Raw genomic sequence first — 25,865 nt, 5'->3', positions numbered from 1 at the left:
GATGCCTTTTGGATTTTGGGTTTCATACCATTTTTCTTCTTTTTTATTATAAATCATCAAGTGTGTAAATCGTGTATTTTCGATTCCTCCTTCTCCGATTTTCATCCAAGTCCCAATGTAAATCGATTTTTCATCTTCGTGTATAGAATTAAAATAATGGTTGTCAGGAGTCTTTGTACTTTGCTTTTCTCCCGCCATCACGCTATTGAAATCAATGATTCGATCTGCAGCCCTCAGTTGGTAATCAAAAATTCGACTTGGGGGAAGATCAATTTGTTCGATCTCTTCACCCTTTTCTGAATACCTGAACAGTTTTTTGCTATGAGGAAAGGAAAGCAGGATGGTTTGGTTATTGTCACTCATTTTTAAGTAGTTAGTCGGGCTCAACGAGCCATCCATGGCTTTATATTCCTCTGGATATTCCATTATAGATTTTTGAACTTTTCCATTATTGTCAAAGAAATAAAGGAGATCACCAGAATTGCGATAAAAGTCAGGTAGATAAGCATCGTATTTTTGATTATATAGCTCAACCAGAAAGCCCCCTTCCGTTTTTTTGAACTCTGCCCCAATTGTTCGAATGATTTTGTCTTCTGGAAGATTGAGTCTAACCTTCTCGATAAGCTCTTGGCTGGCCACATTGAATTTCAGCACAGATTGGCTTCTTTTGTCTATAATGTGAACCATAGGGTATTCTGAGACATCAAAGGATGATGGCATGAAAGCACCTATGGGAAAATCTCCTGATGCAATGTTTCCTACTTGTTCTCCATTTTTTCGAATAATTCCTACAGCGGGAGTTCTATTGGAGGAGACGGCCAACAAACTATCCCCGATTAATTCTACCTTGGCGGGTACATTCATAAAAAAATCCTTTTCCTTGACTAGAGTCGAGTCAACCACTTCAAGGTTTAGTAAAGTAGGAAGAACATTCCTTTTCGCAGATGATTGACAAGACCAAAAAGCGAAAAAGAATGCTCCAAATAGACAGTACTGTTTCATTTTGGTAAATAATTAGGTGCAAACAGCCATGGTCGGACTACAATCACCATCTGCACATTGATCTTCATTGTCACAGGACCAAGCGATACAATCGCCACAGTCTGCTACATCGCACCCATAATCATCCTCAAAATGAGTACATGGATCATTTGCCATTACGGGTTGCACTACCGCAAAGCTACCCAAGACCATACCCAGTACGGCAGGGGTTAAAATCATCATTTTTTTCATGATTAGTTTGTTTAAGTTAAAAGATAATTAAAAAGCTAGCTTTGAATTAAAAGAAAGGAAGAGTATGTTAGTTGTCCAAATTAGTTTAGTTAAAATTTTGAGTAAAAATGATGTTCGGTCGAAAATAATTGGGGGGAGTAAAAAATTAGTTTGAGTGGATATAGCTTGCCGTCCTTAAAATTGATGGATTTTAGGAATTAATCATCTACCGGTCTAAGTACTGCGCGTTTGATGTATTTATCATCGTATTTCATCATACTGCCTTCATAAAAATATAAGGTGTCTCTGACTACACCGGCGAGCATTCCGATGTCAAGGATGCCTTTTGGATTTTGGGTTTCATACCATTTTTCTTCTTTTTTATTATAAATCATCAAGTGGGTCAAACGGGTCTTGTCCATGCTCGTTGTATCGATTTTCATCCAAGTTTCTATATAAATAGATTTTTTATCCTCAAATATTGAATTAAAATAATCATTGCTAGGAACGCCTAAGTTTTGGCCAGACTTGAGCCCTTGAAAATCTATAATCCTGTCCGATTCCTTAAGGATATAGTCAAAAAATCTACTATTTGGAAGTTGTATTTCTTCAATTTCTTCGCCGTTTATAGTGAACCTTTTCAGTTTTTTAGTGTGAGGGAAGGACACCAAAAGACCATCTGCATTGTCACTAATCGCCAAGTAATTAATAGGTCTTAATGATCCTTTCTTCTCCGCGTATTCTTGAGGATAATCCAATATTGACTTTTGAATTTTTCCAGTCGAATCAAAAAAGTATATAAGATTTCCTGAATCTTGATAGAATTCAGGAAGGAATCCATCATGCTTTAAGCTGTATAGTTCTGCCATAAATCCTGAAGGAGTTTTTTTAAATTTTGCGCCAACTGTTCGGATTATTTTATCCTCTGGAAGGTTTAATTTGACCTTTCTATTAAACTCCTGCTTCTGAACATCAAACACTAAAACGGATTCACTTCTTTTGTCAAGAATGTAGATAATAGGATAATCTGATATATCAAACGAAGCAGGGGAAAATGCACCTATAGGAAAATCCCCAGATGCGATTTGTCCTACTTGTTTACCATCTTTTCTAAGTATTCCTACTAAGGGAGTTCTGATAGAGGAAATGGCAATTAGACTATCACCAATTATTTGTACTTGATCATTTACGTTTATAAAAAATAACTCATTTCCAGTGAGAGTAGAATCAATTATAGTAAGTTCTAATAATTCAGGAAGAGCACTCTCCTCCACTGATGGCTTGCAGGACCACATAGCGAATAAGAATGCTCCAAGTAAAAAGTATTGTTGCATGTTGACTAATTTAACATCCGAACTTCATTACTTTATCACAGTCTCCATCTCCGCATTGACTCGGATTACTACAGACCCAACCCACACAATCTCCGCAGTCTGCCACCGTGCAGCCATGGGGATCTTCGAGGTATACACAATCGTGAGTTTGCTGACTTTGGGCATTTACTGGCGGCACAACCACAAAGCTACCCAAGAACATGCCTAGTATGGCAAGGGTTAAAACCATCGTTTTTTTCATGATTCATTTGTTTAACCCGAAATATGCAGTAGACTTCTTATTACGAGTCCAAACCGCTTCAAAATCAATCGCTTTGCTNTATTTAGCTCAATCACCGTAGCGGTGCTATGCTTCATTCGCTAAATACTTGATTTTATTGCGGTTTGATCTCTCACTACAGATTCTAATGCATAATCCGGGTTTAAGTTAAAAGATATTTAAAAAGCTAGCTTAGTTAAAACTAAAAAAAACAGAAGTCATTGACCAAAAAACCAACTAAGAAATTTTCCAAAAATCTGTTATTCGGTCAAATTCAATAGGGGGGTAAATGATTAGTTTGAATGGTGTTAATCCATATTCAGTAATTGCTTCAATATTTCTTCAATTACCTAAAGATACATCTCAATTTTAAAATATATGTATATCCGCTTTCTTGCCAATAAAAGGAAAGTACGGCCAATTATTAGCCAAAAGGGTCAGAATGACGGAAGCTTCGGTCTTCGGTCGCCCGTGGTGAGCGAAGTGGTAGCATCCAATCGGTCAAACAAAGAAAATATGCCAATTGGCATGATTGGGGATAATCAGATTAAAATATTCTATTTTTCTAATTTTTAAATAATTTCCTTACCTTTGCAGTCGCGAAAGGGGGTGTATACTTATGATCATTGTAAACGTAAAAGAAAACGAATCCATCGAAAAAGCGCTAAAGCGTTTTAAGAAGAAGTTTGACAAAACAGGTGCTGTCAGAGAATTGAGAGCGCGTCAGGCATTCACCAAACCTTCCGTTAAAAGAAGAGATCAAGTTATCAAAGCTGCTTACAAGCAAAGACTCCAAGAGGAGGCTAGCAAATAAGCGCTAAGATTACATTCATAGCAAGACAGTTGTTCGAAAGAGCAGCTGTTTTTTTGTGCCTTTTTGTAAACTATCTGTGACATTTGTCAGTGAAAAGTTGTCTTTTTTAGCTTAACTTATCTTTTGAATTAGAGCTTATGATCAACTCCTTTGTCAACTATCTGGAATATGAGAAGCGAAGTAGCCCACATACGGTTGAGGCCTACGAGCGGGACCTGAGGCAGTTTGAAGACTTTGTCAAGCTTTCCTTTGAGCTGAACCAAATCAGTGAAGCCAGCCATAGTGAGATCAGAGCTTGGGTAATAGATCTGGTGGAGCAGGGTCTCAGTAGTACATCTGTGAACCGAAAGATTGCTACTCTTCGATCTTATTATAAATTTCTGTTGCGAACCGAAGTCATCACCCAAGATCCTACCTATAAGTTAAAGAGTCTTAAAAACCCGAAAAAACTTCCCGAATTCGTACAGGAAAACAGCATTGCTTCCGTTTTAGAAGAAAGTGTATACGATAGCGGATTTGAAGGGCAAAGAGATCGTATGGTCATGGAGTTTTTGTACCTCACCGGTGTCCGACTTTCGGAATTGATAGGCTTGAAATGGGAGGACATTCATCTGGGGCAGGAGCAGGTAAAGGTGCTTGGAAAAAGGAAAAAAGAACGAATAATTCCCATCACAAAAGGCCTCAAACAAAATATTCTTTCTTATCAAAAAGTATTTGAGGAAAGATTTCCAAAAGCAGGACAAAGTCACTATTTTATTGTGAGTAATTCAGGAAGTAAGAGTTATCCTATGATGATTTATCGCATTGTCAGGAAGTATTTAGATAGGTTTGCGCAGACATCCAAGCGCAGCCCTCACATCCTGAGACATACTTTTGCGACTCACCTGCTCAATAAGGGAGCAGACCTGAATGCAGTCAAAGATCTGCTAGGCCATGCTAATCTGGCCGCCACTCAGGTATACACACATAATTCTATGGAAAAACTGAAGGCTGTGTTTGAACAGGCACATCCTAAAGCGTAAATAAATCAATTGTTCAACCATTAAATGCAAATCAATATGAAACTGCAGATGCACTCCATCCACTTTGACGCCGATCGCAAATTGATCGATTTTATTCAGAAAAAAGCCGATAAGCTGGATACCTTTTACGACCGAATCATAGATGGTGAGGTCTTCATGCGTTTGGACAAGAATGAACGAAATGAAAATAAAATTGTGGAAATTAAATTGAACGTGCCCGGAAAACAGTTTTTTGCGAAGCATCAAACAGATTCCTTTGAAGGAGCTGCTGATGAGGCTATTGAAGGTCTAAGAAGACAAATCAAGAAGTACAAAGAAAAAGTAGTGCTGGCAAAACAGTAAACCACAAACGGTTTTTACGTATAAACCCTCAGGAGACTGAGGGTTTTTTCATTTTTAATACTTTTCATGAAAAACAAATTCAACTATATCGCCACTTTTTGGCTGGTTCAACTTAGCTTGGCGATCATCAAAATTATATTCACACTTCGCCCTGAAATCAATCTTTTCACCGAAGAGGCTCAATACTGGCTATGGTCTAAGAATCTAGCCTGGCACTATTATTCCAAGCCCCCTTTAATTGCGGCGGTTAATTATATAAGTACCTCCATTTTAGGGGATACAGAAATAGCCATTAGAATCAATGCTATACTATTTGGTTTGGGTACATCATGGGTTGTATTCAAGTTTACTGAGTTCTTATTTCACTCTAGAAAGATGGCTTTTTGGGCCAGCTTGATACTGAGTGCGATGCCATTCTGGATGCTCTTTTCCACTTTCCATATGACCGATTCAGAGTTGACATTTTTCTGGATTCTCTCTTGGTATATGCTGGCTAGGGCGCTGGTGGAAAAAAGAACACGTTGGTGGATATTGGCAGGGGTGGCAGCTGCTTTTGGGCTGATGTCAAAAAGTATTATGGTGGTCATAGTACCTATACTGGCTATTTACCTATTATTTACATCGAATTTCTCCACCAATAGAAAGGGCTTTGCCTTCTTTCTGATCCTTTTTTCAACGGGTTTCTTACCAAGCTTGATATGGAACTGGCAAAATGGCTTTAGTACCTTCAGGCATTTGGCAACTCTGGGAGGTGTTTCAGGTGAATCAAGTGGAATAGACTTAGGAGAGAGTCTATGGGGTCTGTTGAGTTACTTGGGCGGACAACTGGCCATGATTTCAGTTTTCTTTCTTCCTTTCTTATGGCTGAGCTTAAAAGTGATATTCCATAGATCTGGCGTCAAACTTGGATTTTTATTTGTTCCTGTCTTATTTACTTTTTTCCTTTTTGCCGGATTGAGTTTGTTTACAAGTGTAGAGGCAAATTGGCCTGCATACGCTTATCCTTCATTGGCTATAATATTTGCCTATGTACTCGAGCGTGAGTATAAGAATTGGAAAAGGGTAAAAAGCACTCTGATAGCTTTGAGTTTTGCAATTCCTTTGATACTCTTTCTACCTGATGTAGCTAGCTGGAAGTCAAAAGTCTATTTAGATCAAGCAGAAAAGGCTGCATTTAGAAGACTTACCGGCTACAAGGATCTTGCTGATAGAATTCTTTTTCTTACAGATAGCCTTCAATTGGATGAGTCATATTATTTTTCTGAAAGTTACCATATGGCATCAGAATTGGCTTTTTATCTTCCTGAAGTACCACAGGTTTATGTCGCCGGCATGGGTTCCAGAAAAAATCAATTTGATTTGTGGCATAGCCTTGAACGAGAAATTGGATTGGAACGAACGGGTATATTTGTCTCTTGGAATGAATCCTCTCCCGAAAATGTAGCTCAGTTTGGGGAGCTGATTTATGAGGAAAAATATCCGGTATTTTTCAAAGGAAAGCAGCTTAGAACTGCAACTATTCAGGTTTGGAGGGATTTAAGGTATTATCAAGCGATTCAAACTGATCACTATTGATTTCTTTTTTCTAATAAATAGTACTTCTTTCCCTTTTCTTGAAGAAGGCCTTCAAACTCAGGTTTGCCATAATTTTTTAAAAGCTCTGGAATAGTCCTCGAATCCCAGTTGACTGAGGAGTCTCTGACTGAGTAATTGACTGATTGATTATAAATAGAGTCCAAATAGCTGTCTTCGACTATGACCTGATCATACTGCTCGAATTGCACAGACCAGTTAGTTCTACTTAAATCTATCAAGTGAGTCTCTGGATATAGTACTAGTCGGATTTTACTTCCAACATGCAGGTTTCCCAAAAAACCGATTTCAGATTTCCTTTCAGTTTTTATTTTTTGAGAAAATTGCTGACCCTGATGAGGGAAAGAAATATGACGCGTGATCAGACTAATCCCTAGAAAAAGTGACATCATACAAAAGGTAATTACTTTAGGAAGCTTATTCCCCCGAAACAATAATAGTCCTAAATAGAGTAATACAAGAAGCAATAATGATAATTGCATCCAAGGCATTTCTCCTGAAAAAGCCAGATATACTCCGGCAACCAACAGAATTAGATTCAATGAATAAAAAACAAGACTACCTGCTGTGAGTTCTCTTCTCTTCGATTCAAATTTTGCTTCTACCAATAACCAGGCAATACCAACAGCCAACACCGGAGCTACGGGTAATAGATAACGCTCGTAAAATTTACTGGTCAAGGCACCCATTCCCAATATAGCTAAGCCCCATAGGATGGCGAAGCCGATGAATTGTGGATTTTCTTTCCAGCAGGCTTGAGCCGATTTTTTCAAGTTGGGTATCATGAAAAATATCCAGGGGATGAATATTACCAGCAGCAACAAACTGGCTAATAATCCATTTTTTAAAATCAAAGCTATCCTTGATGCTACTCGGATACCAACTTGATCTTCCAGGAAGTTGTCTAGGAAAGTAGGACCATGAATTTTCCACATGGCTGCAAACCAAAAAAGACCAATGAAAACACTTATCAGTATGGAGGGTAAATGGAGTAGTTTTTTCCAGGAAATACGCTGCCAAGGATTAATAAGCAAATAAAGAATGCCGATCCCGCCTAAAGCAGCTGCCGGAAGTCCTTTCACTTCGAAAGCCAAAGCCAAGCCCAGGTACAAAGCCCAAGGGGACCATTTAGGCGCTTTATTTCCATATTTTAAATAGCCGGCAAAGCCAATGGCACTGATAGTCATTGTCAAAACTAACAACACATCCGGGATGGATCTGGATGCAGATAAAATCAATACCGGGTTTGAAGCCATAATTAGGGCTGATATTCCCGCAATTTTTTTCTTTTCAAATAGAATAGTAGAAAGCTTATATGTCAATCCTACCGTAGCAGCTCCTGCCAAAAGAAAGAAAATTCTAGAAGCAAATGCATTGACTCCAAACAGCTTAAACCCGGCTAAAACTGCCCAATAAGTCAGGATTGGCTTTTTGAAGCGCAAATCTCCACTTCCCAAGTAAGTGGTCAGGTAGTCTCCATTTTCCATCATTTTGACAGCTGCATCCCGATAATAAATTTCATCCGGGTAATGCATGTGGAAATCCAAGGCAAATGGCCCAACCAAAAAGCAAAAAATCCCCATTAAAATCCAGGGGTTGATTTTTAACTCAGATGAAGGAGATAAAAGCATCCCCAAAGATATTTGAAATGCCTTGGCTAGCCCAAATTTAATTTGTGAAACGATGTTATCTGGGCTGATTTTTGACCTCCGAATTAAATTGCTGTATTTTTGACGAAATTTTATAGCATGAACAAGCCACTTTTGTCCGTTGTAGTGACCGTTTACAACGAGGAAGAAAATATCAAGCCACTACTAGAAGCCACTTACTTGGCTTTAGCCGATATTGATTATGAATTGATCTTGGTTGAAGATGGAGCTACCGATGGAACCGTGGCGGAGGTGAAAAAGTATGCCAATGAGCGAACCAAGCTGATTATTTTTAATAAAAACTACGGACAAACTACCGCCTTGGCAGCAGGGATTGATATGGCAATCGGAACTTATATTGCCACCATGGATGGAGATTTACAAAATGATCCAACCGATATTCCTACCATGCTCCAGAAAGCTATAGATGAGGATTGGGACGTGGTAGCTGGGCGAAGGGCTAATAGAAAAGATGGGTTCGTATTGAGAAAAATCCCTTCCAAAATTGCGAATTGGGTAATCCGAAATACCACCAAAGTTTATCTCAAGGATTATGGCTGCACCCTTCGAGTTTACAAGGCCGAAATTGCCCAGGGTATGGGCTTATATGGAGAATTGCACAGATTCATTCCTGTTTTGGCTAAGGAACAAGGAGCTAGAATGACCGAAATGGACGTGAAGCATCATCCAAGAATTCACGGGGAGTCCAAATATGGCCTAAGTCGTACTTTCAAGGTCATGGCAGATTTGATTTTGATGCTCTTCTTTCAGAAGTATTTCCAGCGCCCCATCCATTTGTTTGGAGGGATTGGTTTGATTGCTTTTTTGGTAGGGGTGGTGATCAACTTTTACCTTCTAATTCTCAAATTGATTGGAGAGGATATTTGGGGTAGACCAATCATGATATTGGGTTTTATCTTAGTTCTTGGAGGCATTCAGTTTATAACGACAGGGATTATCGCCGAGATTATAGTGCGAACTTACTTCGAGTCTCAGGATAAGAAAACCTACACCGTGCGTTCGGTTTTTGTGGGAGATAAGCAAGAAGTTAGGGGAGAAGTGCTTTTCGACCCAAATTCTGAAAAAATGGATGAGTGAAGAGGAGCGTTATTGCGAGGAGGTACGACGAAGCAATCTTTTTTTGTAATATGAAATCCCAGGAGACTGCTTCACCCTTCGGGATTCGCAGTGACGGGTAAACTTAAGTACTGCTTCACTCTCCCGTTCTACCAGTGAGTATATAGCCTAACTAACTTTGCAACAATATAAAAACCAGCTCAAAACTATCCTCAAACTGATCCTGACAGGATTGGCCTTGTATCTGGTTTTTCGAAAAATTGAAACAGCCCAACTTTTTGAAATCCTGAAAACCATTCAATGGATTTGGCTGATTCCTGCCGTGATACTTTTTGTATTGAGCAAAGTCGCTACGGCTATTCGACTCAATCAATACTTCAAAAACATCAGCCTTCAGCTTTCAGAGTGGAAAAACTGGAAACTCTACCTTATTGGAATGTTTTATAATTTATTCTTGCCAGGTGGAATCGGAGGGGATGGTTATAAGGTATACTTGCTCAATAAGCACTTTAAACTGCCTGTCAAAAAACTACTTCAAGCTGCTTTGCTGGATAGATTAGGGGGTTTGGTAGCCATTGTTTTTTTGCTATTCGGACTGTTTTTGATAGTTGAGGTGGAATTGGATTTTTTGGAAAGTGAGCTGTGGAATGCCTTGATGGTAGCGGGATTGATATTGACTGTTCCGGGCTTTTGGTTGGTTCAGAAACTGTTTTTCAAGGATTTTCTACCCTCATTTTGGCCAGCTAATCTATGGTCTTTTGCAGGGCAGATTGCTCAATTGATCTGCGCTTGGTTTATTTTGATGGCCTTAGGAATCGATGAAAAGATTCTGGCTTACCAATTGATCTTTTTGCTTTCATCAATTGTTGCGGTACTGCCCTTGACTATTGGAGGAGTGGGTGCCCGTGAACTGGTTTTTGTCTATGCGCATCAATATGCGGGGATAGAGGAAACGGCAGCAGTAGCTTTCAGTTTGATTTTCTTTTTGATCACGGCAGGAGTTTCTTTAGTGGGAGCTTTTGTAAAAGTGAATTTGAAAGATGAGCAAGATGATTCGCCAAGCTATTAATAGAGGTTTTTGGACTGAAAGGAATTCCGTATTTTTGAATTTCTTAGAATTAAACCCATGAATCGCTCCCAACTCATTGCCCAGATTGAATATAAGTCCTCATTTCTTTGTGTAGGTCTTGATCCAGATCTGAATAAAATCCCTGCCCACCTTAAATCTGAACCGGATCCGATTTTTTCTTTTTGTAAGGAAATTGTTGAAGAGACGGCTGATTATACAGTGGCCTACAAACCTAATATCGCTTTTTTTGAGGCATTAGGACCGAGAGGCTGGGAGAGTTTGCAAAAGGTCTTGGATATTATTCCCAAAGAAACGTTTACGATTGCAGATGCTAAGCGGGGGGATATCGGCAATACCTCCAAACTCTATGCGAAAGCTTTTTTTGAGTCTATGGATTTTGATTCTATTACCGTGGCACCTTATATGGGAGCAGATTCGGTAACTCCTTTCTTGGAGTTTGAAAATAAGTGGGTGATCCTTCTAGCCTTGACTTCGAATTCTGGATCTCAAGATTTTCAGACGATTGAGGATGGACATTGCAAACCTCTTTTCCATTCCGTTATCGAAAAAAGTCAGGAATGGGGGAGTCCTGAAAATATGATGTATGTGGTTGGTGCCACCCGTGGAGAATTGATCGGTGAGGTGAGAACATTGGCTCCGGATCACTTTTTCCTAGTGCCGGGAGTTGGGGCACAAGGGGGAAGCTTGGAGGAAGTAGCCAGATTTGGAATGAATTCCAACTGTGGTCTTCTGGTCAATTCTAGTCGAGGAATTATTTATGCTTCCAATGGGAAGGATTTTGCGAAAGCAGCCAGGAATGAAGCCAAAAAGCTTCAAGAAGAAATGAGTATTTTGCTCGAAAAGCACAGAAAATAATGATTGTCTGACTTTTGGACTAAGCTTGACTGATTCAGTAATTTTTTTTAATTTCCATAAACTTTTAGTCAAAGACTTTTTATGGACTTCAAAGAAGACTTTTTACAGCTGGTCTGGAAGTATCAGTATTTTGATCGAAGAGACCTCACAACTACCGATGGGCAGGAGCTACAGGTAATCAATGTAGGCTTTCATAACCTGAGCGAGGGACCGGATTTCAGAGATGCGGCCATTTCTTTAGATGGCCTGAGCTTGCATGGTCACGTTGAGGTTCACAAGCTTGCTTCAGAATGGAAGCAACATGCTCATAATTCGGACCCTGCTTACAATTCAGTGATTCTGCATGTGGTCTGGAAAAATGATCGCGAAGTCAAAAGGAATGATGGAACTCAGATGCCTACTTTGGAGCTCGATGGTAGGATCTTTCTGGAGATCTGGAGAAAATATGAGCAGATGCTGGATTACAATCAAAAACTACCCTGTGCTCATGCAGTGAAAAACACACCTTCAATTATTCGCTTTTCGGCCTTGGAGAAGGCTTTGGTGGAGAGACTTCAGGAGAAATCCACACTCATATTAGCAATACTAGATCAAACAAAGGGAGATTGGGAGGAAACTGCCTACCGATGGCTTTTTCAGTGCTTTGGTTTTAAAATCAACAGTCAGGCGATGCTGGAGCTTGCAGAGAGCTTACCTTACAAATTGATTTTGAAGCATAGAACTCAGCTTCCCGCCATAGAGTCCATGCTTTTTGGTTTGGCTGGACTGCTACCTGAGAGTTCAGATGAACCTTATCCATCGCACTTAATCAAAGAGTATGATTTTCTTCGTCAGAAATATCAATGGAATTCTCCCTTGAAAAGACAACACTGGAATTTCATGGGGGTTCGTCCGGGAAATTTTCCTACGCTCAGAATCGCCCAATTGGCAGCCATATTGTCCCATGCTCCCAACTTATTGCAAGCGGTTTTGGAAGATTCCCGTGATTTTGCTGGGTTTAAGAAACTCCTTCAAATCCCACCATCAGATTATTGGCTGTATCATTATTCTTTTGGAAAAGCCTCATCCAGAATGGCCTCCAAAGGAATTTCCAGTGCTGCATTGGAACTTTTAATTATTAATTATGTGATCCCCCTTTGGTTTGCTTATGGGCGATATTTTCAAAATTCAGATTGGAAGGAGCGGTGTTTTGACTTATTGCAGGAGATCAATGGAGAAAATAATTATATCATCCGTCAATTTAATGAAGCTGGTTGGAAGGCAGAAAACGCCTTCGATTCCCAAGGGATGATAGGCTTATTCAGAAATTACTGCGAACCCAAAAAATGTTTGCAATGCAAAATTGCTCAAAGTTTGATTCGTTCGGAAAACAAATGATGTTTGGGTAAGCCCGTGAATTCCTGTAATTTTGCAGTCCGAATTACAATACATTATGGATAAACCAGTAATTATTCTGGGCGCAAAAGGAATCGCTCACCCAGCTTTAGAAATTTTCAATAGCAATCAGGTGATCGTCTATGGTTTCTTGGAAGAGGACGAAAGTCTGCACGGAACAGAAATCAATACGGTGCCTATTTTGGGGCATACGGAAGATGATGGTTTCTTGAAACTAATCGGTAAAAAGACTGAAGCTTTTGTGGCAGTGGATGATACCAAATACCGGAAGTTTTTGGTGGAATTGCTCAATGAAAGAAGAAAAGTACAGCCAATTAATGCGATTCATCATACAGCTTACATTGCCACTGATGCAAGTTTGGGGCATGGCAATTTTATCAATGCTCAAGTTAGTGTAGGTGCAGGAACTGAAATAGGTCATCATTGTATCTTAAACACAGGGGCTACCGTGGATCATAATGTTAAAATTGGAGACTTCGTGCAAATTGGAGCTGGCTCCATCATCAATGCTGAAGTAACAATCGAGGAAGGAGCTTTTATTGGTTCTGGAGTAACGATTGTCTCTGGTGTGACCATCGGCAAAAATGCCAGAGTTGGGGCCGGATCAGTAGTAATCAGCTCCGTAAAAGCCAATGAAACCGTATTTGGAAATCCAGCTGCAAAAATTAAGTAAGAAAGAATCTAGACCATTTCCCTTGTCAAGGAAATTAAAGAGAGAAAAAGTAATATCGAATGCTGAATGTCGAACACCGAATAATGAAGTGAATCATCGGACATCCGGCATCGGACATCAAACAAAAACCAAACACCCTGCCGAAACAGGGCTCAAGTTATGGAAGAGAACAAAAACAAAGACTATAGCATCTTGCTATATTACTGCTACGCCAAAATCGAAGATGCAGAGCAGTACAGAGAAGAACATCACCTATTTTGTGTTGAGAACAATATCCGTGGTCGTATCATCATTTCTGATGAGGGACTGAACGGAACAGTTTCAGGCCTGAAAGAGGACTGTGAAAAGTACATGGCCTACATCCATGCAGATCCACGCTTTGCGAAGACCGAGTTTAAAATCGATCATCATGATAAGCATGCATTTACCAAAATTCATGTTCGCTACAAGCCTGAGATCGTACACTCTTCATTGCGCCATTTAGATCCAAATGTGAAAACTGGCAAACATCTCGAGCCTGAGGAATTTAAGAAATTAAAAGATCAGGAAGATGTGGTGATTTTGGACGTTCGCTCCAATTATGAGCATGAATTAGGTCGTTTCAAAAATGCCCTAACCTTGGATATTGATAACTTCAGGGACTTTCCTCAGAAAGTGAAAGAGTTGGAGCATTTGAAAAATAAAAAAGTATTGACCTATTGTACTGGAGGAATCAAATGTGAAAAGGCTTCTGCTTTTCTTTTAGAACAGGGATTTGAAGATGTGTATCAGCTTCATGGAGGTATTATCAAGTATGGCATGGAAGCCGGTGGTGAGGATTTCGAGGGCAAATGTTATGTCTTTGACAACAGAATCGCAGTTGATGTGAATAAGGTCAATCCAACTATTGTCTCTGAATGTCATATTTGTGGGACCAAATCTGATCGTATGGTCAATTGTGCCAATCCAACTTGCAATATTCATGTGCCGATCTGTGAAAACTGTGGATGGGAATATGAAGGAGCATGCTCAAGCGAGTGTAAGGAACATCCGGAAAAGAGGCCTTACGACGGAACCGGATACTATCAGAAAAACACTAACGGTTACAATCCTTACAAGGGCTTACACAGAAAGCCGGATAAAGACCAAATTCAAAAATTGCATGGAGAAGCATCGCATTCCTGAGTCGGAATTGATCATTAATTCTGATGGAAGTATTTATCATTTGCATCTGAAGCCAGAAGATCTGGCTTCAGTTATTTTTACAGTAGGGGATCCCGACCGTGTTCCTTTGGTTTCAAGAAATTTTGATACCATAGACTTCCAAACTCAGAAAAGAGAGTTTGTGACTCACACCGGAATGCTGAATGGTCAGCGGGTAAGCGTGATGAGTACCGGTATGGGAACTGATAATATAGAGATCCTGATGACAGAGCTGGATGCTTTGGTGAATGTGGATTTTGCGACTAGGATCGTGAAAGAGGAGAAAACCAGCCTTCAAATAATTAGATTGGGGACTTCAGGCGCCATGCAAGCTGATCTTCCTGTAGGTACTCTTTTGGCAAGTGAAATTGCCATCGGAATGGATAGTTTAATGAGCTACTACCCACCCCTGTCCGGAAATCAAGAAATAGCTCAGGCTATTCAGGGCGAATTAAACTTACCTTTCCGCCCCTATCAGGCAAGAGCAGCATTCCAGATGGTGAATAGACTGGACGAAAGATTTGAAAAGGGAGTAACACTTACTTGCCCTGGTTTCTACGCTCCCCAAGGGAGAGAAGTGAGATTAAAGCCTAGATTTGCCCAATTTATTGAAAGATTGGCTGGACTGGAAGTGAATGGAAGACGGCTGACCAACTTTGAAATGGAGACTGCCGGCTACTATGCTATGGGAGAACAGTTAGGCCATCAAATGCTCAGCTTGAATGCCATTGTTGCTAATAGGCCAAATAGAGAGTTTGATAAAAAAGCTGAAAAAACCGTGGATCGTATGATTCACGCAGCTTTGGAACTATTAGCTGTTAAAAAATGATCACCCTTACGCTAGATATCTTTTTTCAGTCAAGTTTTTTTCAATTCTGAAATCCTCGCTATCCTGATTGTCAATTTGTTGCAATATTTTAGTTAAAAAATCAGCACACTCTTGTTTGCACAAATAGAGTCCAAAAAGGTTTTCAGCTCTATTAACCAAGAAAGTTCGGCTACTGTCAAAGAGTCTCACCAAATCATTCCAAGATCCCAAAACCAACAGTTCATCTCTGTTTTTCACGGTTTGTAGAATTTTAAATTCGCCAATTGCACTTGAAATTTTCATAGAAAAAATTGTTTACTGAATACATTTCAAACTTAAGCCTAAAGCGGGCCTACGGCAATACGTAGAAATACGTATTTTTTGTAAAAAATACCTTTAACCCGAAATATGCAGTAGACTTCTTATTACGAGTCCAAACCGCTTCAAAATCAATCGCTTTGCTNTATTTAGCTCAATCACCGTAGCGGTGCTATGCTTCATTCGCTAAATACTTGATTTTATTGCGGTTTGACCTCTCACTACAGATTCTAATGCATAATCCGGGTTTAACTTATCAGCTCCTTATTTTTTTGAGCCCAGATTAATAAGGAATTATGTTTTTTCTCCAAGTTCAACTTGCTTATCATATTTGACCTATGCTTGTCAACGGTTCTTTCCGAAATAAAAAGTTTATCCGCAATTTCCTTGGTAGCCAGTCCTTCCGCGATTAAGCGTAAGATTTTTTTCTCTGATGGGGTAAGAGAATGATTGTTTTGATCTTTTTGATACTTTTCTAATTCTTCGAATATCTTTTCACTGAAAAAGCTTTCTCCATTCAATACTTGATCAATAGCTTTCGAAAGGTCCGTCAAGGCAAAATCCTTGAGAATATATCCGGAAAGATTCAATTCCTTGGCTTGATGATATAAGTAAAGCTCTTTATGGAGGGTGAGGAGGATTATCTTGGTATTTAAATCTTCGGCCTTACATGTTGCTGCGACTTCCAGTCCGGTCATTCCTGGCATATCCAAATCCAAAATTGCCAACGGAGGTTGGAGTTCGCGGATTTTTTCCAAAGCTGAAATTCCGTCTTGAGAAGCTCCTACGACTTCTAATCCCAAATCTTTCAAAAAATCCTGAAGACCTTTGAGTAGGATAGGATGATCGTCTGCTATGATTACCTGAGTAGGATTAGTTTGCATATACTAAAAAACTGAGTTTGGTACCCTTTCCTTTTTCACTGTTCACCTTCATTGTACCTGAAATTGCAGCAGTCCTTTCCTTCAATGTTTTCAATCCTAAGCTATGAAAATCATTGAATTTCTCCGAAAAATCAAAGCCTTTTCCATTATCCTCAATAATCAATTCCACACGGCTATTATGTTTAAGGAGCTCAAGCTTCATCCCTTCTGCCTGGCTATGTTTTAAAATATTATTAATCCCTTCTTGTGCTATCCTATATAATTGAAGCTCTTTTTCCTTAGGCAAGATACCCTTTACTTCTTCAATCTCAGAAGATACAAAGAGCTGAGTTTCCCTATCAATCTGCTCAAGCATTTGCTCCAAAGCTTTAGAAAGTCCCAATTTTTCCAATTGCATAGGATGAAGGGATCTTGCGATTGATCTCAATTCATTGATGGCTGTATCTAGCATATCACCAGCATTTTCCGATTGATTTAAGGCTACCTTATTTTTGATCAATAATAGGCTTTGTCCCAATCCATCATGCAGATCTTTTGATATTCTTTTCCTTTCCTCTTCCTGAGTTTTGAGCAGCTCTCGTGAAAAGTTTTCCTGTAAGGCTTTTTCTTTTTTGCTGGTTTTTAACTGAAAGGCCAAAAACCCAAATCCAGATCCGCCTAAAAGCAGGAGTAGTGTTCCCCCGAAAATCAGATTTCTTCTTCTGGAGCTTTCTTTCAAATTTTCCACTTCCAGTGATTTGGAAAGCAGCTCATTCTCTTTCCGCTCAGTCTCATACAATGTTTGGTAGTAGGCAAATGAATTTGCTTGATTGACTTCGAAAATTGAATCTTGATAGCTCTTGAATGCAGTCAGATAATCCAGAGCTTTGGCAGGTTGACCGGATTTTCTGTAGGCTTCTTCCAAGAGCTGATATGCTATAGACAAATGATCCATATTCGATGCTTCCTTGGAAATCCTCAATAGCTTTTCTCCTGATTGAATCGCTGATGAAATTTTCCCTTCACTCAAAAGAAGCCTTGTCTGAGCCATGAGATAAGACCCTGAATTTTGATCCAATTCCGGAACTTGACTCATTGCTTTTTCACCTTCGTTGAAATACTCTTTTGCATTGGTCAAATCTCCCATTTCTCCATAATAGATGGAAAGATTGAACTTCAGAACCGTTTTAAAGTACGGGTTGCTGTTGGAAATATTTTCTAAGGAGTCTGCTTTAAGCAAGGCTTTTATTCGTTTTTCAGACTTCTTTTGCTTTCTATAATCTTCCGATTGATTGAAAAATTGAATTCCTGCATCACTGAAATTTTCGGATTTAATGGATTTTTGGATCAATTCATTCCGGATTTCCTCAGCTTCCTGATAGATACCATACTTGCTGAATAAAATGGCAAGCCCGCCGTTCACGAAATCCACATATTCCAAGTCTTCCAGATTTTGATAAATGATCCTAGCAGTTTGGTAGTCTTTCATGGCTTGAAGCATATTGCCATGATAGTCTTCAGCCTGACCCCGAAAAAAGTAACCATCTGCTATGTAAAGTGAATCCTTTGAAGAAAATCTATCGATAGCTTTGGTGTATTCCACTATGGCAGAGTCGAATTCTTGTTCATTGAAATAAGATGCAGCTAATTTTAAATGTAGGTTGCCTTTAATTAAAGAGTCCTGAATTTCTGACTCGTTCCGAGCGGCCTCCTTTAGGATTTCTTTCTTTTGAATGTCCGCATCAGGATCTGTTGACGAGGTTTGAAAGAGCTGGATGCTGCTTTTAGCCAGCTTTTCATAAGCTTTCTTTTCCTTATAAATCTGAATAGCTTGAAGTAGGAGCTGATATCTTTCAGTGTCTGTTAAATCCTCTTTTTCCAGGGATTTTTCAATTTCAATAATGCTATTTAGAGACTTTTCTTGCGAAAGAGCGGGGTTTTCTAGTAGGGTCGAAGAAAAGCCAATGCTGATGAGAAATACCAAAAACTTTTTAAAAATTTCCATCTCCATGACCAAAGATATATAAATCAGTTAGTTTTCAATGGGTTAATATTTTTGTTTCAGAAATTGAGGAAAAATCAATTATTTACAGTTATGAGTGAGCTGACGGAACAAATTATCCTGGCCTTAAATGAAAAGGCCATTCCTGAAAAAGCGGCCTTTTTCCCAAAATTTTTCAAGGCTTTCCCAGGAGGATATGGGGAAGGCGATTTGTTTTTAGGAGTGAAAGTACCCGTTCAGCGAAAAATCGCTAAGCAATTTTATAATGAGATCAGCCTAAATGAGTTATCTGAATTGGTGAAAAATCCTTATCACGAGGTCAGGTTGACAGGGCTTTTGGCTTTGGTCTATCGCTATGAAAAATGCAAAAAAGAGGATTTAAAAAAGGAGCTGGCTGATTTTTATTTAGCTCATTTGGACTTTGTGAACAATTGGGACCTTGTGGATACGAGTTGTCATCCGATTTTAGGGGATTTTTATTGGAAAAGGGAGAAAGACTTATTTTATGAGCTAGCAGATTCAAGCCATCTCTGGAGACAGCGCATTGCGATGATCAGTTCGTATTACTGGATTAAAAGAGGAGATTTCAAAGATGCCTTGGCATTGGCGGAGAAACTGAAAAATCACGATCACGACTTGATTCATAAGGCAGTAGGTTGGATGCTTCGTGAGATCGGAAACCGGGATTTCGAAATGGAATTGAAATTTCTAAAAAAGCATTATCATACGATGCCAAGAACGGCATTGCGGTATGCGATTGAGAAGTTCCCGGAAGATTTAAGGCAGGATTTTTTGAAGGGGATTGTATGAAATACAATGGAAATACATTTCATGAAATATGACTCCCTCTAGGAGTCGAAATAGCCTCACTCGCCCACTGAAAGCCAGTTTGTTTCCAAAGTATTTCACCGACCAGAGGGAGGTTTATTTCTATTGTATTTCGACCATATTTCAAGGTTTTAATCCTCTATTCCCTCCAATTCACTCAATTCCAACCAAGTCATTTCCAATTCTTCCAACTCGGAGTCAATTTCAGCGATTCGATTGGATAGTTTTAAAAGCTCCTCGTGGTCTTCGATGCCGCTGGCAATTTGCGCAGTGATTTTTTCCTTCTCGCCTTCAAGCTTTGCAATCTGTTCATTCGTCTTTTTGAATTCCTGCTTCTGCTTGTAGCTTGCCTTGATTTTTGACAAAGACTTCTCTGCCTCCTCAACTTTAGTGTCTTTTCTCGTTTCTAGTCTCTCGCTTCTAGCTTCTATCGACTTGGTACTTGGTACTTGAGACTTTGTACTCTCTTCCTTTTCCCACTCCCTAAAATCTGTATAATTCCCAGGAAAGTCCCGAATTACTCCCTCTCCCTCAAACACAAAAAGATGCTCTACCAAGCGGTCCATAAAGTAACGATCGTGGGATACGATGATCAGACAGCCGGGAAAAGTATCCAGAAACTCCTCCAAAATATTCAAGGTCATCAGATCCAAATCATTGGTGGGCTCATCCAAAATCAAAAAATTGGGGTTCTTGATCAGGACCAATAAAAGCTGAAGCCTTCTTCGTTCACCACCGCTCATTTTACCAATTGGAGTAAACTGCTGCTTGGGAGGAAAACCAAATTGGGTCAAAAACTGACTCACGGTGATTGTTTGCCCTTTATTAAGGGTAACGACTTCAGCTACTTCTTTCACCACATCAATCAGCCTTTTTTCCTCATCAAATCGATCTTCTTCCTGTCGGTAGTAACCAAAAAGGGTGGTTTGCCCTGCGGTGATTTTTCCCTGGTCGGGTTCAATAAGCCCTGTTATTAATTTCAGAAAGGTGGTTTTGCCTGCTCCATTTGGACCTACGATCCCGATTCTATCTTTTTTCTTGAAGATGTAGGAGAAGTCCTCGATCAGTTTTTTCTCTCCATATGACTTACTAATTTTTTCTATTTCAAGGATTTTATTGCCCAGTCGCTGGGTAGATACTGAGAGTTCGATATCCCGCTCTTCCCTTTTGGTGAAGGCCTTTTCCTTGGTTTCTTCAAAAGCATCTACTCTATATTTGGCCTTAGTTCCCCTTGCTTTGGGTTGGCGACGGATCCAGTCCAGTTCCTTTTTATATAGACTTTTCGCTTTTTCAATTTCGATATCTTCGATCTGCATCCGCTCTGCTTTCTTGTCCAGAAAGTAGCCATAATTGCCCTGGTATCTATGGATTTTGCCTTGATCGAGTTCGAGGATTTCATTGGTGACTTTTTCCAAAAAATACCGGTCGTGAGTTACCATAAAAATGGAAAGATTGGCTTTTGCCAGGTACTCTTCCAACCATTCTATGGTTTCCAGATCCAGATGGTTGGTGGGTTCATCCAGCAAAAGTAAATCCGGCTTTTCTAAGATTGCTTTAGCCAGTGCAACCCGCTTACGTTGTCCACCTGAGAGATTGCCAACAGGCAAATCCGTGTCGTGGAGGCCTAATTTCCCGAGCACCTCTTTGACTTGGTATTCAAAATCCCAAGCCTGCAAAGCATCCATCTGCTCAAAGATTTTAGCCATTTTATCGGAATTGTCTATCCCGCGCTCAGAGTCCAACATGGCTTTGTGGTATTCCTCGATAACACGAAGAACTTCAGAATTGCTTTGGTCAAAAATCGTTTGATAAATGCTCAGGTTAGAATCGAAAACAGGATTTTGATGGACATAGGCAATTTTCACGGCATTGTTGAGTGCCACTTGTCCGGTGTCAGGGATTTCCAATCCCATGATGATTTTCATCAGGGTGGATTTGCCTGCACCATTGATGCCGACTAGGGCGATTTTTTGACCCTGAGATATGCCGAATGATATATTGGAAAAAAGCTTGCGTTCGCCGAAAGCCTTACTGAGATTCTCAACTGAAAGGTAATTCATGCCGCAAAAGTACGGGAAATAACCTTAGAAATATGGTTGAAATAGGATAGAAATAGGTCCTGACAAGTCAGGATGAAATATAGTGGAAATATACCCTCCTTCGTCGGGTGAAATAATATGGAAATAAGGGATTCAGCTCAAAAAGTTTAGAAATACAGCTCATTCTTAAAGCAAATTGAGCCGTATTTTGATAAATTATTTGAAAGGATGAGCCGAAAAAAATTACTGGCGACGAGATGTGTCAAAAATAGGTGTTGACGGCAAACTCAGCTTGGTCTATAAATAGCCCTTTCATGGGATGAAGATTGGTTCTTTCGTAAAATACCAACATTGCTTTTTTATAAGCTAATGGATCGACAGTTCTAAAACTTAGTGGGCAATACCCATATGCAATTAGAATGGCATTTGACAAAATTCGTGCGGTCCGCTTATTCCCGTCCAAAAATGGTTGGATATAAGAAATTAAGACAAGGGTCAAAAAGCATTTTTGATATATTCCAGATGTTTGATTGACAAGTTGACACGTATTTTCAAGTGCCTCTCTTATCTGAAATTCATTGTCCAATGGATTATAATTTGTTCCGGTAATACCAACTTTCCTTCTCCTTATATTTCTATTTATGCAAAGGTCTTTGGTTAAAATGCTGTGAAGTTCTTCGATAATTTTTACAGAAAGTTTAGATGCGTAATCATTATTTGCAACGACAAAATCAATTGCCTCTTTGTGATTCAGAAGCATGGTTGCCTCATCTCTTGTTTTTCCCTTAGCTGTTTTCTTCTCCTTTAAAAGTAACTCAGTTTCTAATAGTGAATAGGTGCTTCCTTCAATTTGTGAAGATTTCCAACTCAAATCAATTGTGAGTCTTTCCATCTCGATTTGATATTCTTCTTGACTAGAGTCTCTAGTACTTAAAAGAAATTTATCATGGATTTCTTTAAGCTTTCTTTCTTCCTCTTGAGAAAATATCGGTAATCCTTTCAGTTTGCCAAATATTTCAAAATCAAACTGATTTCGAATTTTTCGCTCGTCTTGTTCTAAGAGAAAATAGGAATTTAGATCTATGGGATAAGTCAGTTCTAAAAGAGGTGTTGTTTTGTAAACAGTGGCTTTACCTTTTCCCTCAGACTGGATTAATCCATCATTTTGCAACTCTGAAAGATATCTTTTTAGAGTAGCTGGGCTGATGGCTAGGTCAGATTTATCAGAGATTTCTTGACGATTTGCTACACCATTTTGTAAAAAGAAATCAATAAGTTCTTGTAGGTTTTTTTTCATTCGGCTCAAAATATACAAAAATGCGGCTCATTTAAATAAAAAAATGAGCCGTATTTCAATGAAAACCCAAATGAAATGAGCCGAATCGTCCGATTTCAATTTATTAATTGGATCAACTCAAATCGAAAAGCATCCTCTTCAGCTTCCGGATTTTCGGGATTGTTGGCGGAGAGGTAGAGTCCTTTTTCGGTGATGAAGGAATTGTTCGGAAAATACATTCCTCCCTCAAAATAGGTTTCGGTAATCAATTTGAGATCCTCATCAAATACCTGAATTACAAAAGGTCCTGGATTTTCCCGCAAAGCGAATAAATCTTCTTCTTTTTCAATAGCCAAGGTGGGGTAGGCAAAGCGATAATACACTTCTCGAAATTCATCGTAGACTAGCGTCTCATAGCGGGAGGAAGCGGTTAGGTATTTTTGGGTTTCAAAGCGCTCTCCATCTATTGGAAAATAGGGGAGAGATTCATCTAAGTATTGGCTTTTTCCATCGAAAGTTTCTAGGCCTCCGTAGCGTAGTTGCTTGTAAAGTCTATGGTCGCCAAAGAGAGAATAAACGGTGTATTCAGGATGGAAAACAAGGCTGGGTTCGAAAAATTTCAGGCCTGAATTTAAATAGCCTTCTGGGTAGGTTAGTTCTGAGGATTGATGGGATCCATCTTCAAGATTAATTCGATAAGCAAGAAAGGATTTATTGAGACGCTCTTCCGTCATTTGTCTGTAGTTTCCCTCTGCATGTGTTTTTACCAGCATTTTTCCATTTTGCAGGAAGGGAGTACTTCCAAAATAGGCATTGTGTACGAAGGCATTCGTATGGCCTTCAGACTTGGTGTATTGGATTCGGTTTTTGATTATTCCCGTCGTATCTGTCAGAGTAATGACGGGTACCATTTGTGTAAATAGAAAGATGCTGTCAAGGCTGTGGATATGAATTCCAAAAATGCTTCCTACTCCCTGCGGACCCTCATATTGATAAAAAATTTCTTTGCTGAGTTTTTCAGAATTTAGATCATAAAACTGCAGGGAATTGGTATTCCAGTTGACATTGACCACGAAGTCTTCGTAGCGGATTAAGCCGGTACTGATATTGGCGGTCAGACTGTCGATGGGGATACGGAGGATTTCTCCGCTCCCTTGAAGTTTTAATACAGGGGTTTCGCTTGGATTTTTGGAGCAGCCAAGCAAGCAGAAGCAAAGTAGAATGAGGAAAATTCTCATGAAATAAAAGTTGAAATGATAGATAAACTGAAATTATCGCTGAAAATGATTGATAATTAAGGTTTTGGATCTTTTTAATGTCAATATAATTATCGCCTAAAAATTGTTGATACGAACTTTCAGCAAGTAAGGATTGTCGTAGGAATCAAAATTTTTAAGGATGTGATTAATTAAGGGGTTTTCGTTCAAGAATTCGGGAAAGGTTGGGTTTTCTTTTAGTTTATCTATTTCCGATTTAATTGCATAAGGGTCAATTGAGAAATATATGAATTGATCATCACTTCCAACCGGGGTATAGACTAAATAGGAACTCAAATTTGAAAAATCACCTCCAAAGTCGCTGGACCAACCTTCTGTTACCCTTATTTCATTGGTACTTCTTTTTAATATTGCAGTAAATAATTTAGAGCCTTGAATTACGAAAAGGAATATATGAGTGTTGGTGGGTTGGATTGAAAAAACAGAAGCATAATCATTTTCTGCTGCTTTATTTCTGAAGTCCATGATGTTTTCAAAGTCACGATCAAAGAATTCCTCAGGGGTTTGAAATTTTCCAAAATCAAAAAAATACTTTGCCCTAGCTCCTGATTCACCTAAAGTAAAAAGCGTATCGCTATCGGAATAAAAGAACTCGATTTCGTCTCCTTTATTATAAAATGTATCATTATTGAGTACGCTGAGATAATTTCTTTCTTTGCCAATTTGGCTAAATCCTATTATTTTTTCACCAGTCTTTCCCGAGACTAATACTGCACGATCTCCATCTCCATTGAAAAAAACTCCACCATAAATATAATAATCATCACCTTGGGGAATAAACGAAGTTGCTAAATAGAGATAAGGGTTTTTCCATTCATTTTGAAACACGCCTTCAGTAGTAAACCTTAGCAATTTGCCGCTGTTTTTATCTAGAACCTCCAAGAGATTGGAGTTTTCATTCCACCGGATATCATCAATTGACTGATATTCTCCTGGGCCCTGACCTTGGCTCGAGAGCTGATTTAAAATTTTACCATTTGAATCCAAGTGCAAGATTCTTTCTGAGGTAAGGATCCAATAATTATTTTCTCGTGATAGGATTCTTTTGATTTTGGTTATTGGAGTACCTTCTGAGTTTTTTAGAGAGATCAACTCCTCTATTGTAAAAATGGAATCAAATTTGGCTGATTCGGCATCTTGAAGATGGATTTCTATTGATTCTAATTCATTTGTGATTTCTTCATTTGGCGGTGAACAATTAACCAATAAAAAAGAGCTATAAAGTGTTAAGAAAAGAGCAAGACTTTTTTTCATAAAGTGAATAATTTAAAGGAGGGAATTATCCTCCTTTATGGTTTACTGTTTATTTCTAAGAACAGGGAATCCCTGAACAGGTGTCTATCGGATTCGTACTTTCTACGCAACAATAAGTATTGGGGCCTACCTGTGCCATCTTATAATATTTCGGTTTCTCCTCACAGTTCTCCTCACACATGGTTTGTGCTGTTGTTCCATTAGAAATCAAGAGTCCGAAGCTAAAAACAAAAAGCCCAACTCCTAAAATTAACTTTTTCATGATAAAATAAATTTAGAAAAACAGATCCTCCCCGAAAGGAACGGTTAGCCAATCGATTAACTACTTCGAACATATTATTATTATTATTATTATTATTATGCAAGAAATCAGATTTGAATCTAAAGCGAAATTAGTTTATTTTTTGATAAAAGGAATGATTAATATTTAGGTGGCTAGTTATAGGTTGACTAATAGTATAATGTGAATTGTAAATAAGAATTTTTTAGGTTTTTGAATCTAAATCATAAAACTTCAAAGTATTGGTATTCCAATTGACATTGACCAAAAAGTCTTTGTATCGAACTAAGCCGGTACTGATATTGGCGGTCAGACTATCTATGGGGATGCGGAGGAATTCTCCGCTCGCTTGAAGTTTGACGATTTCGCTAGACTTTGGTGATTTCGAGCAAGCAAATGCGATCAACAGAACGAACACTAGTG

At 39.0% G+C, this 25,865-nt stretch carries 26 protein-coding genes; 12 read left to right on the top strand and 14 right to left on the bottom strand.

Annotated elements, in window-relative coordinates; all coding sequences use genetic code 11:
* The 4 genes from FL972_RS16440 to FL972_RS16425 form a co-directional block, all read right to left on the bottom strand.
* On the bottom strand, window positions 1-1,002 hold a 1,002-nt coding region (locus FL972_RS16440), incomplete at its 3' end, for a hypothetical protein (protein WP_186300136.1).
* A 12-nt stretch (window positions 1,003-1,014) separates the two neighbouring features.
* Window positions 1,015-1,233, bottom strand: a complete 219-nt coding sequence (locus FL972_RS16435; protein WP_144606979.1) for a hypothetical protein — start codon at window positions 1,231-1,233, stop codon at window positions 1,015-1,017.
* A 197-nt stretch (window positions 1,234-1,430) separates the two neighbouring features.
* Complete coding sequence (locus FL972_RS16430; protein ID WP_144606977.1) at window positions 1,431-2,546, bottom strand: hypothetical protein; 1,116 nt, start codon at window positions 2,544-2,546, stop codon at window positions 1,431-1,433.
* A 10-nt stretch (window positions 2,547-2,556) separates the two neighbouring features.
* A complete protein-coding gene (locus FL972_RS16425) occupies window positions 2,557-2,775 on the bottom strand; it encodes a hypothetical protein (RefSeq protein ID WP_144606975.1) in 219 nt (72 codons plus the stop codon).
* 649 nt (window positions 2,776-3,424) lie between these two features.
* On the opposite strand from FL972_RS16425, the gene rpsU reads away from it, so the two are divergent.
* The 4 genes from rpsU (at window position 3,425) to FL972_RS16405 (ending at window position 6,558) form a co-directional block, all read left to right on the top strand.
* A complete protein-coding gene (gene rpsU / locus FL972_RS16420; RefSeq protein WP_091652632.1) occupies window positions 3,425-3,619 on the top strand; it encodes a 30S ribosomal protein S21 in 195 nt (64 codons plus the stop codon).
* A gap of 137 nt (window positions 3,620-3,756) precedes the next feature.
* Window positions 3,757-4,641 carry a tyrosine-type recombinase/integrase gene (locus tag FL972_RS16415; RefSeq protein ID WP_144606973.1) on the top strand — a complete coding sequence of 295 codons (885 nt, stop codon included), beginning with the start codon at window positions 3,757-3,759 and terminating at the stop codon, window positions 4,639-4,641.
* A gap of 36 nt (window positions 4,642-4,677) precedes the next feature.
* Window positions 4,678-4,983, top strand: coding sequence for a ribosome hibernation-promoting factor, HPF/YfiA family (gene hpf, locus FL972_RS16410; RefSeq protein ID WP_091653053.1), 306 nt, complete (start codon window positions 4,678-4,680; stop codon window positions 4,981-4,983).
* A gap of 66 nt (window positions 4,984-5,049) precedes the next feature.
* Window positions 5,050-6,558: an ArnT family glycosyltransferase gene (locus tag FL972_RS16405; protein WP_144606971.1), complete on the top strand. Its 1,509-nt coding sequence runs from the start codon at window positions 5,050-5,052 to the stop codon at window positions 6,556-6,558.
* Here FL972_RS16405 and FL972_RS16400 read toward each other — a convergent pair.
* Window positions 6,552-8,207 (bottom strand): ArnT family glycosyltransferase, encoded by a 1,656-nt coding sequence (locus tag FL972_RS16400; RefSeq protein WP_144606969.1) that lies wholly within the window; start codon window positions 8,205-8,207, stop codon window positions 6,552-6,554. The two genes, FL972_RS16405 and FL972_RS16400, sit on opposite strands and share 7 nt — an antisense overlap.
* A 117-nt stretch (window positions 8,208-8,324) precedes the next feature.
* Between FL972_RS16400 and FL972_RS16395 the strand changes: the two genes are divergently transcribed.
* The 7 genes from FL972_RS16395 to FL972_RS16365 all read left to right on the top strand — a co-directional run bounded on the left by FL972_RS16395 (window position 8,325) and on the right by FL972_RS16365 (window position 15,326).
* Window positions 8,325-9,323, top strand: coding sequence for a glycosyltransferase (locus tag FL972_RS16395; protein ID WP_144606966.1), 999 nt, complete (start codon window positions 8,325-8,327; stop codon window positions 9,321-9,323).
* 157 nt (window positions 9,324-9,480) lie between these two features.
* The gene (locus FL972_RS16390; RefSeq protein ID WP_250161374.1) at window positions 9,481-10,371 is read left to right on the top strand and encodes a lysylphosphatidylglycerol synthase transmembrane domain-containing protein; all 891 of its coding nucleotides are present in this window, start codon (window positions 9,481-9,483) and stop codon (window positions 10,369-10,371) included.
* 57 nt (window positions 10,372-10,428) lie between these two features.
* Window positions 10,429-11,247: an orotidine-5'-phosphate decarboxylase gene (pyrF, locus tag FL972_RS16385; protein WP_144606964.1), complete on the top strand. Its 819-nt coding sequence runs from the start codon at window positions 10,429-10,431 to the stop codon at window positions 11,245-11,247.
* An 81-nt stretch (window positions 11,248-11,328) separates the two neighbouring features.
* A complete protein-coding gene (locus FL972_RS16380; RefSeq protein ID WP_144606962.1) occupies window positions 11,329-12,624 on the top strand; it encodes a DUF2851 family protein in 1,296 nt (431 codons plus the stop codon).
* 55 nt (window positions 12,625-12,679) lie between these two features.
* Window positions 12,680-13,315, top strand: a complete 636-nt coding sequence (locus FL972_RS16375; protein ID WP_144606960.1) for an acetyltransferase — start codon at window positions 12,680-12,682, stop codon at window positions 13,313-13,315.
* 159 nt (window positions 13,316-13,474) lie between these two features.
* A complete protein-coding gene (trhO, locus tag FL972_RS16370; protein WP_144606958.1) occupies window positions 13,475-14,479 on the top strand; it encodes an oxygen-dependent tRNA uridine(34) hydroxylase TrhO in 1,005 nt (334 codons plus the stop codon).
* Entirely contained in the window at window positions 14,457-15,326 is an 870-nt protein-coding gene (locus FL972_RS16365; protein ID WP_144606956.1) for a nucleoside phosphorylase, read from the top strand. Before trhO ends, FL972_RS16365 begins: the two co-directional genes overlap by 23 nt.
* 6 nt (window positions 15,327-15,332) lie before the next feature.
* Here FL972_RS16365 and FL972_RS16360 read toward each other — a convergent pair whose 3' ends face one another.
* The 3 genes from FL972_RS16360 to FL972_RS16350 all read right to left on the bottom strand — a co-directional run bounded on the left by FL972_RS16360 (window position 15,333) and on the right by FL972_RS16350 (window position 18,497).
* Window positions 15,333-15,608 carry a hypothetical protein gene (locus FL972_RS16360; protein ID WP_144606954.1) on the bottom strand — a complete coding sequence of 92 codons (276 nt, stop codon included), beginning with the start codon at window positions 15,606-15,608 and terminating at the stop codon, window positions 15,333-15,335.
* A 263-nt stretch (window positions 15,609-15,871) separates the two neighbouring features.
* A complete protein-coding gene (locus FL972_RS16355; RefSeq protein WP_144606952.1) occupies window positions 15,872-16,507 on the bottom strand; it encodes a response regulator in 636 nt (211 codons plus the stop codon).
* Entirely contained in the window at window positions 16,497-18,497 is a 2,001-nt protein-coding gene (locus tag FL972_RS16350) for a tetratricopeptide repeat-containing sensor histidine kinase (protein WP_144606950.1), read from the bottom strand. The genes FL972_RS16355 and FL972_RS16350 overlap by 11 nt, the downstream gene beginning before the upstream one ends.
* An 84-nt stretch (window positions 18,498-18,581) precedes the next feature.
* On the opposite strand from FL972_RS16350, the gene FL972_RS16345 reads away from it, so the two are divergent.
* Window positions 18,582-19,298, top strand: coding sequence for a DNA alkylation repair protein (locus FL972_RS16345; protein ID WP_144606948.1), 717 nt, complete (start codon window positions 18,582-18,584; stop codon window positions 19,296-19,298).
* Between the two features lie 149 nt (window positions 19,299-19,447).
* On the opposite strand, the gene FL972_RS16340 is transcribed toward FL972_RS16345, so the two are convergent.
* From FL972_RS16340 to FL972_RS19540, 6 genes are all read right to left on the bottom strand, one after another.
* A complete protein-coding gene (locus FL972_RS16340) occupies window positions 19,448-21,376 on the bottom strand; it encodes an ABC-F family ATP-binding cassette domain-containing protein (protein WP_144606946.1) in 1,929 nt (642 codons plus the stop codon).
* A gap of 241 nt (window positions 21,377-21,617) precedes the next feature.
* On the bottom strand, window positions 21,618-22,652 hold the full coding sequence (locus FL972_RS16335; RefSeq protein WP_144606944.1) for a Fic family protein: 1,035 nt from the start codon (window positions 22,650-22,652) through the stop codon (window positions 21,618-21,620).
* Window positions 22,653-22,747: 95 nt separating this feature from the next.
* The gene (locus FL972_RS16330) at window positions 22,748-23,869 is read right to left on the bottom strand and encodes a DUF4221 family protein (protein ID WP_144606942.1); all 1,122 of its coding nucleotides are present in this window, start codon (window positions 23,867-23,869) and stop codon (window positions 22,748-22,750) included.
* 96 nt (window positions 23,870-23,965) lie between these two features.
* Window positions 23,966-25,162 (bottom strand): 6-bladed beta-propeller, encoded by a 1,197-nt coding sequence (locus tag FL972_RS16325; protein ID WP_144606940.1) that lies wholly within the window; start codon window positions 25,160-25,162, stop codon window positions 23,966-23,968.
* Between the two features lie 55 nt (window positions 25,163-25,217).
* On the bottom strand, window positions 25,218-25,424 hold the full coding sequence (locus tag FL972_RS16320; RefSeq protein ID WP_144606938.1) for a hypothetical protein: 207 nt from the start codon (window positions 25,422-25,424) through the stop codon (window positions 25,218-25,220).
* Between the two features lie 223 nt (window positions 25,425-25,647).
* Window positions 25,648-25,865, bottom strand: a 218-nt coding sequence (locus FL972_RS19540; RefSeq protein ID WP_222116047.1) for a hypothetical protein, incomplete at its 5' end; no start/stop codon positions are given.

This window comes from Algoriphagus algorifonticola (genome assembly GCF_007655305.1).
Taxonomy (GTDB): domain Bacteria; phylum Bacteroidota; class Bacteroidia; order Cytophagales; family Cyclobacteriaceae; genus Algoriphagus; species Algoriphagus algorifonticola.
The sequence above is the reverse complement of the archived record's forward strand: the minus strand, read 5'-3'. Positions and strand labels throughout refer to the sequence as shown.

Excerpts from the sequence above, each read along its gene's own strand:
- FL972_RS16330 (WP_144606942.1), bottom strand. The coding sequence starts at position 23,869 with ATGAGAATTTTCCTCATTCTACTTTGCTTCTGCTTGCTTGGCTGCTCC.
- FL972_RS16355 (WP_144606952.1), bottom strand. The coding sequence starts at position 16,507 with ATGCAAACTAATCCTACTCAGGTAATCATAGCAGACGATCATCCTATC.
- FL972_RS16380 (WP_144606962.1), top strand. The coding sequence starts at position 11,329 with ATGGACTTCAAAGAAGACTTTTTACAGCTGGTCTGGAAGTATCAGTAT.
- FL972_RS16375 (WP_144606960.1), top strand. The coding sequence starts at position 12,680 with ATGGATAAACCAGTAATTATTCTGGGCGCAAAAGGAATCGCTCACCCA.
- FL972_RS16335 (WP_144606944.1), bottom strand. The coding sequence starts at position 22,652 with ATGAAAAAAAACCTACAAGAACTTATTGATTTCTTTTTACAAAATGGT.
- FL972_RS16435 (WP_144606979.1), bottom strand. The coding sequence starts at position 1,233 with ATGAAAAAAATGATGATTTTAACCCCTGCCGTACTGGGTATGGTCTTG.
- FL972_RS16345 (WP_144606948.1), top strand. The coding sequence starts at position 18,582 with ATGAGTGAGCTGACGGAACAAATTATCCTGGCCTTAAATGAAAAGGCC.
- FL972_RS16405 (WP_144606971.1), top strand. The coding sequence starts at position 5,050 with ATGAAAAACAAATTCAACTATATCGCCACTTTTTGGCTGGTTCAACTT.
- FL972_RS16325 (WP_144606940.1), bottom strand. The coding sequence starts at position 25,162 with ATGAAAAAAAGTCTTGCTCTTTTCTTAACACTTTATAGCTCTTTTTTA.
- FL972_RS16425 (WP_144606975.1), bottom strand. The coding sequence starts at position 2,775 with ATGGTTTTAACCCTTGCCATACTAGGCATGTTCTTGGGTAGCTTTGTG.
- trhO (WP_144606958.1), top strand. The coding sequence starts at position 13,475 with ATGGAAGAGAACAAAAACAAAGACTATAGCATCTTGCTATATTACTGC.
- FL972_RS16395 (WP_144606966.1), top strand. The coding sequence starts at position 8,325 with ATGAACAAGCCACTTTTGTCCGTTGTAGTGACCGTTTACAACGAGGAA.
- FL972_RS16365 (WP_144606956.1), top strand. The coding sequence starts at position 14,457 with ATGGAGAAGCATCGCATTCCTGAGTCGGAATTGATCATTAATTCTGAT.
- rpsU (WP_091652632.1), top strand. The coding sequence starts at position 3,425 with ATGATCATTGTAAACGTAAAAGAAAACGAATCCATCGAAAAAGCGCTA.
- hpf (WP_091653053.1), top strand. The coding sequence starts at position 4,678 with ATGAAACTGCAGATGCACTCCATCCACTTTGACGCCGATCGCAAATTG.
- FL972_RS16415 (WP_144606973.1), top strand. The coding sequence starts at position 3,757 with ATGATCAACTCCTTTGTCAACTATCTGGAATATGAGAAGCGAAGTAGC.
- FL972_RS16360 (WP_144606954.1), bottom strand. The coding sequence starts at position 15,608 with ATGAAAATTTCAAGTGCAATTGGCGAATTTAAAATTCTACAAACCGTG.
- FL972_RS16430 (WP_144606977.1), bottom strand. The coding sequence starts at position 2,546 with ATGCAACAATACTTTTTACTTGGAGCATTCTTATTCGCTATGTGGTCC.
- pyrF (WP_144606964.1), top strand. The coding sequence starts at position 10,429 with ATGAATCGCTCCCAACTCATTGCCCAGATTGAATATAAGTCCTCATTT.
- FL972_RS16350 (WP_144606950.1), bottom strand. The coding sequence starts at position 18,497 with ATGGAGATGGAAATTTTTAAAAAGTTTTTGGTATTTCTCATCAGCATT.
- FL972_RS16320 (WP_144606938.1), bottom strand. The coding sequence starts at position 25,424 with ATGAAAAAGTTAATTTTAGGAGTTGGGCTTTTTGTTTTTAGCTTCGGA.
- FL972_RS16340 (WP_144606946.1), bottom strand. The coding sequence starts at position 21,376 with ATGAATTACCTTTCAGTTGAGAATCTCAGTAAGGCTTTCGGCGAACGC.
- FL972_RS16400 (WP_144606969.1), bottom strand. The coding sequence starts at position 8,207 with ATGCTTTTATCTCCTTCATCTGAGTTAAAAATCAACCCCTGGATTTTA.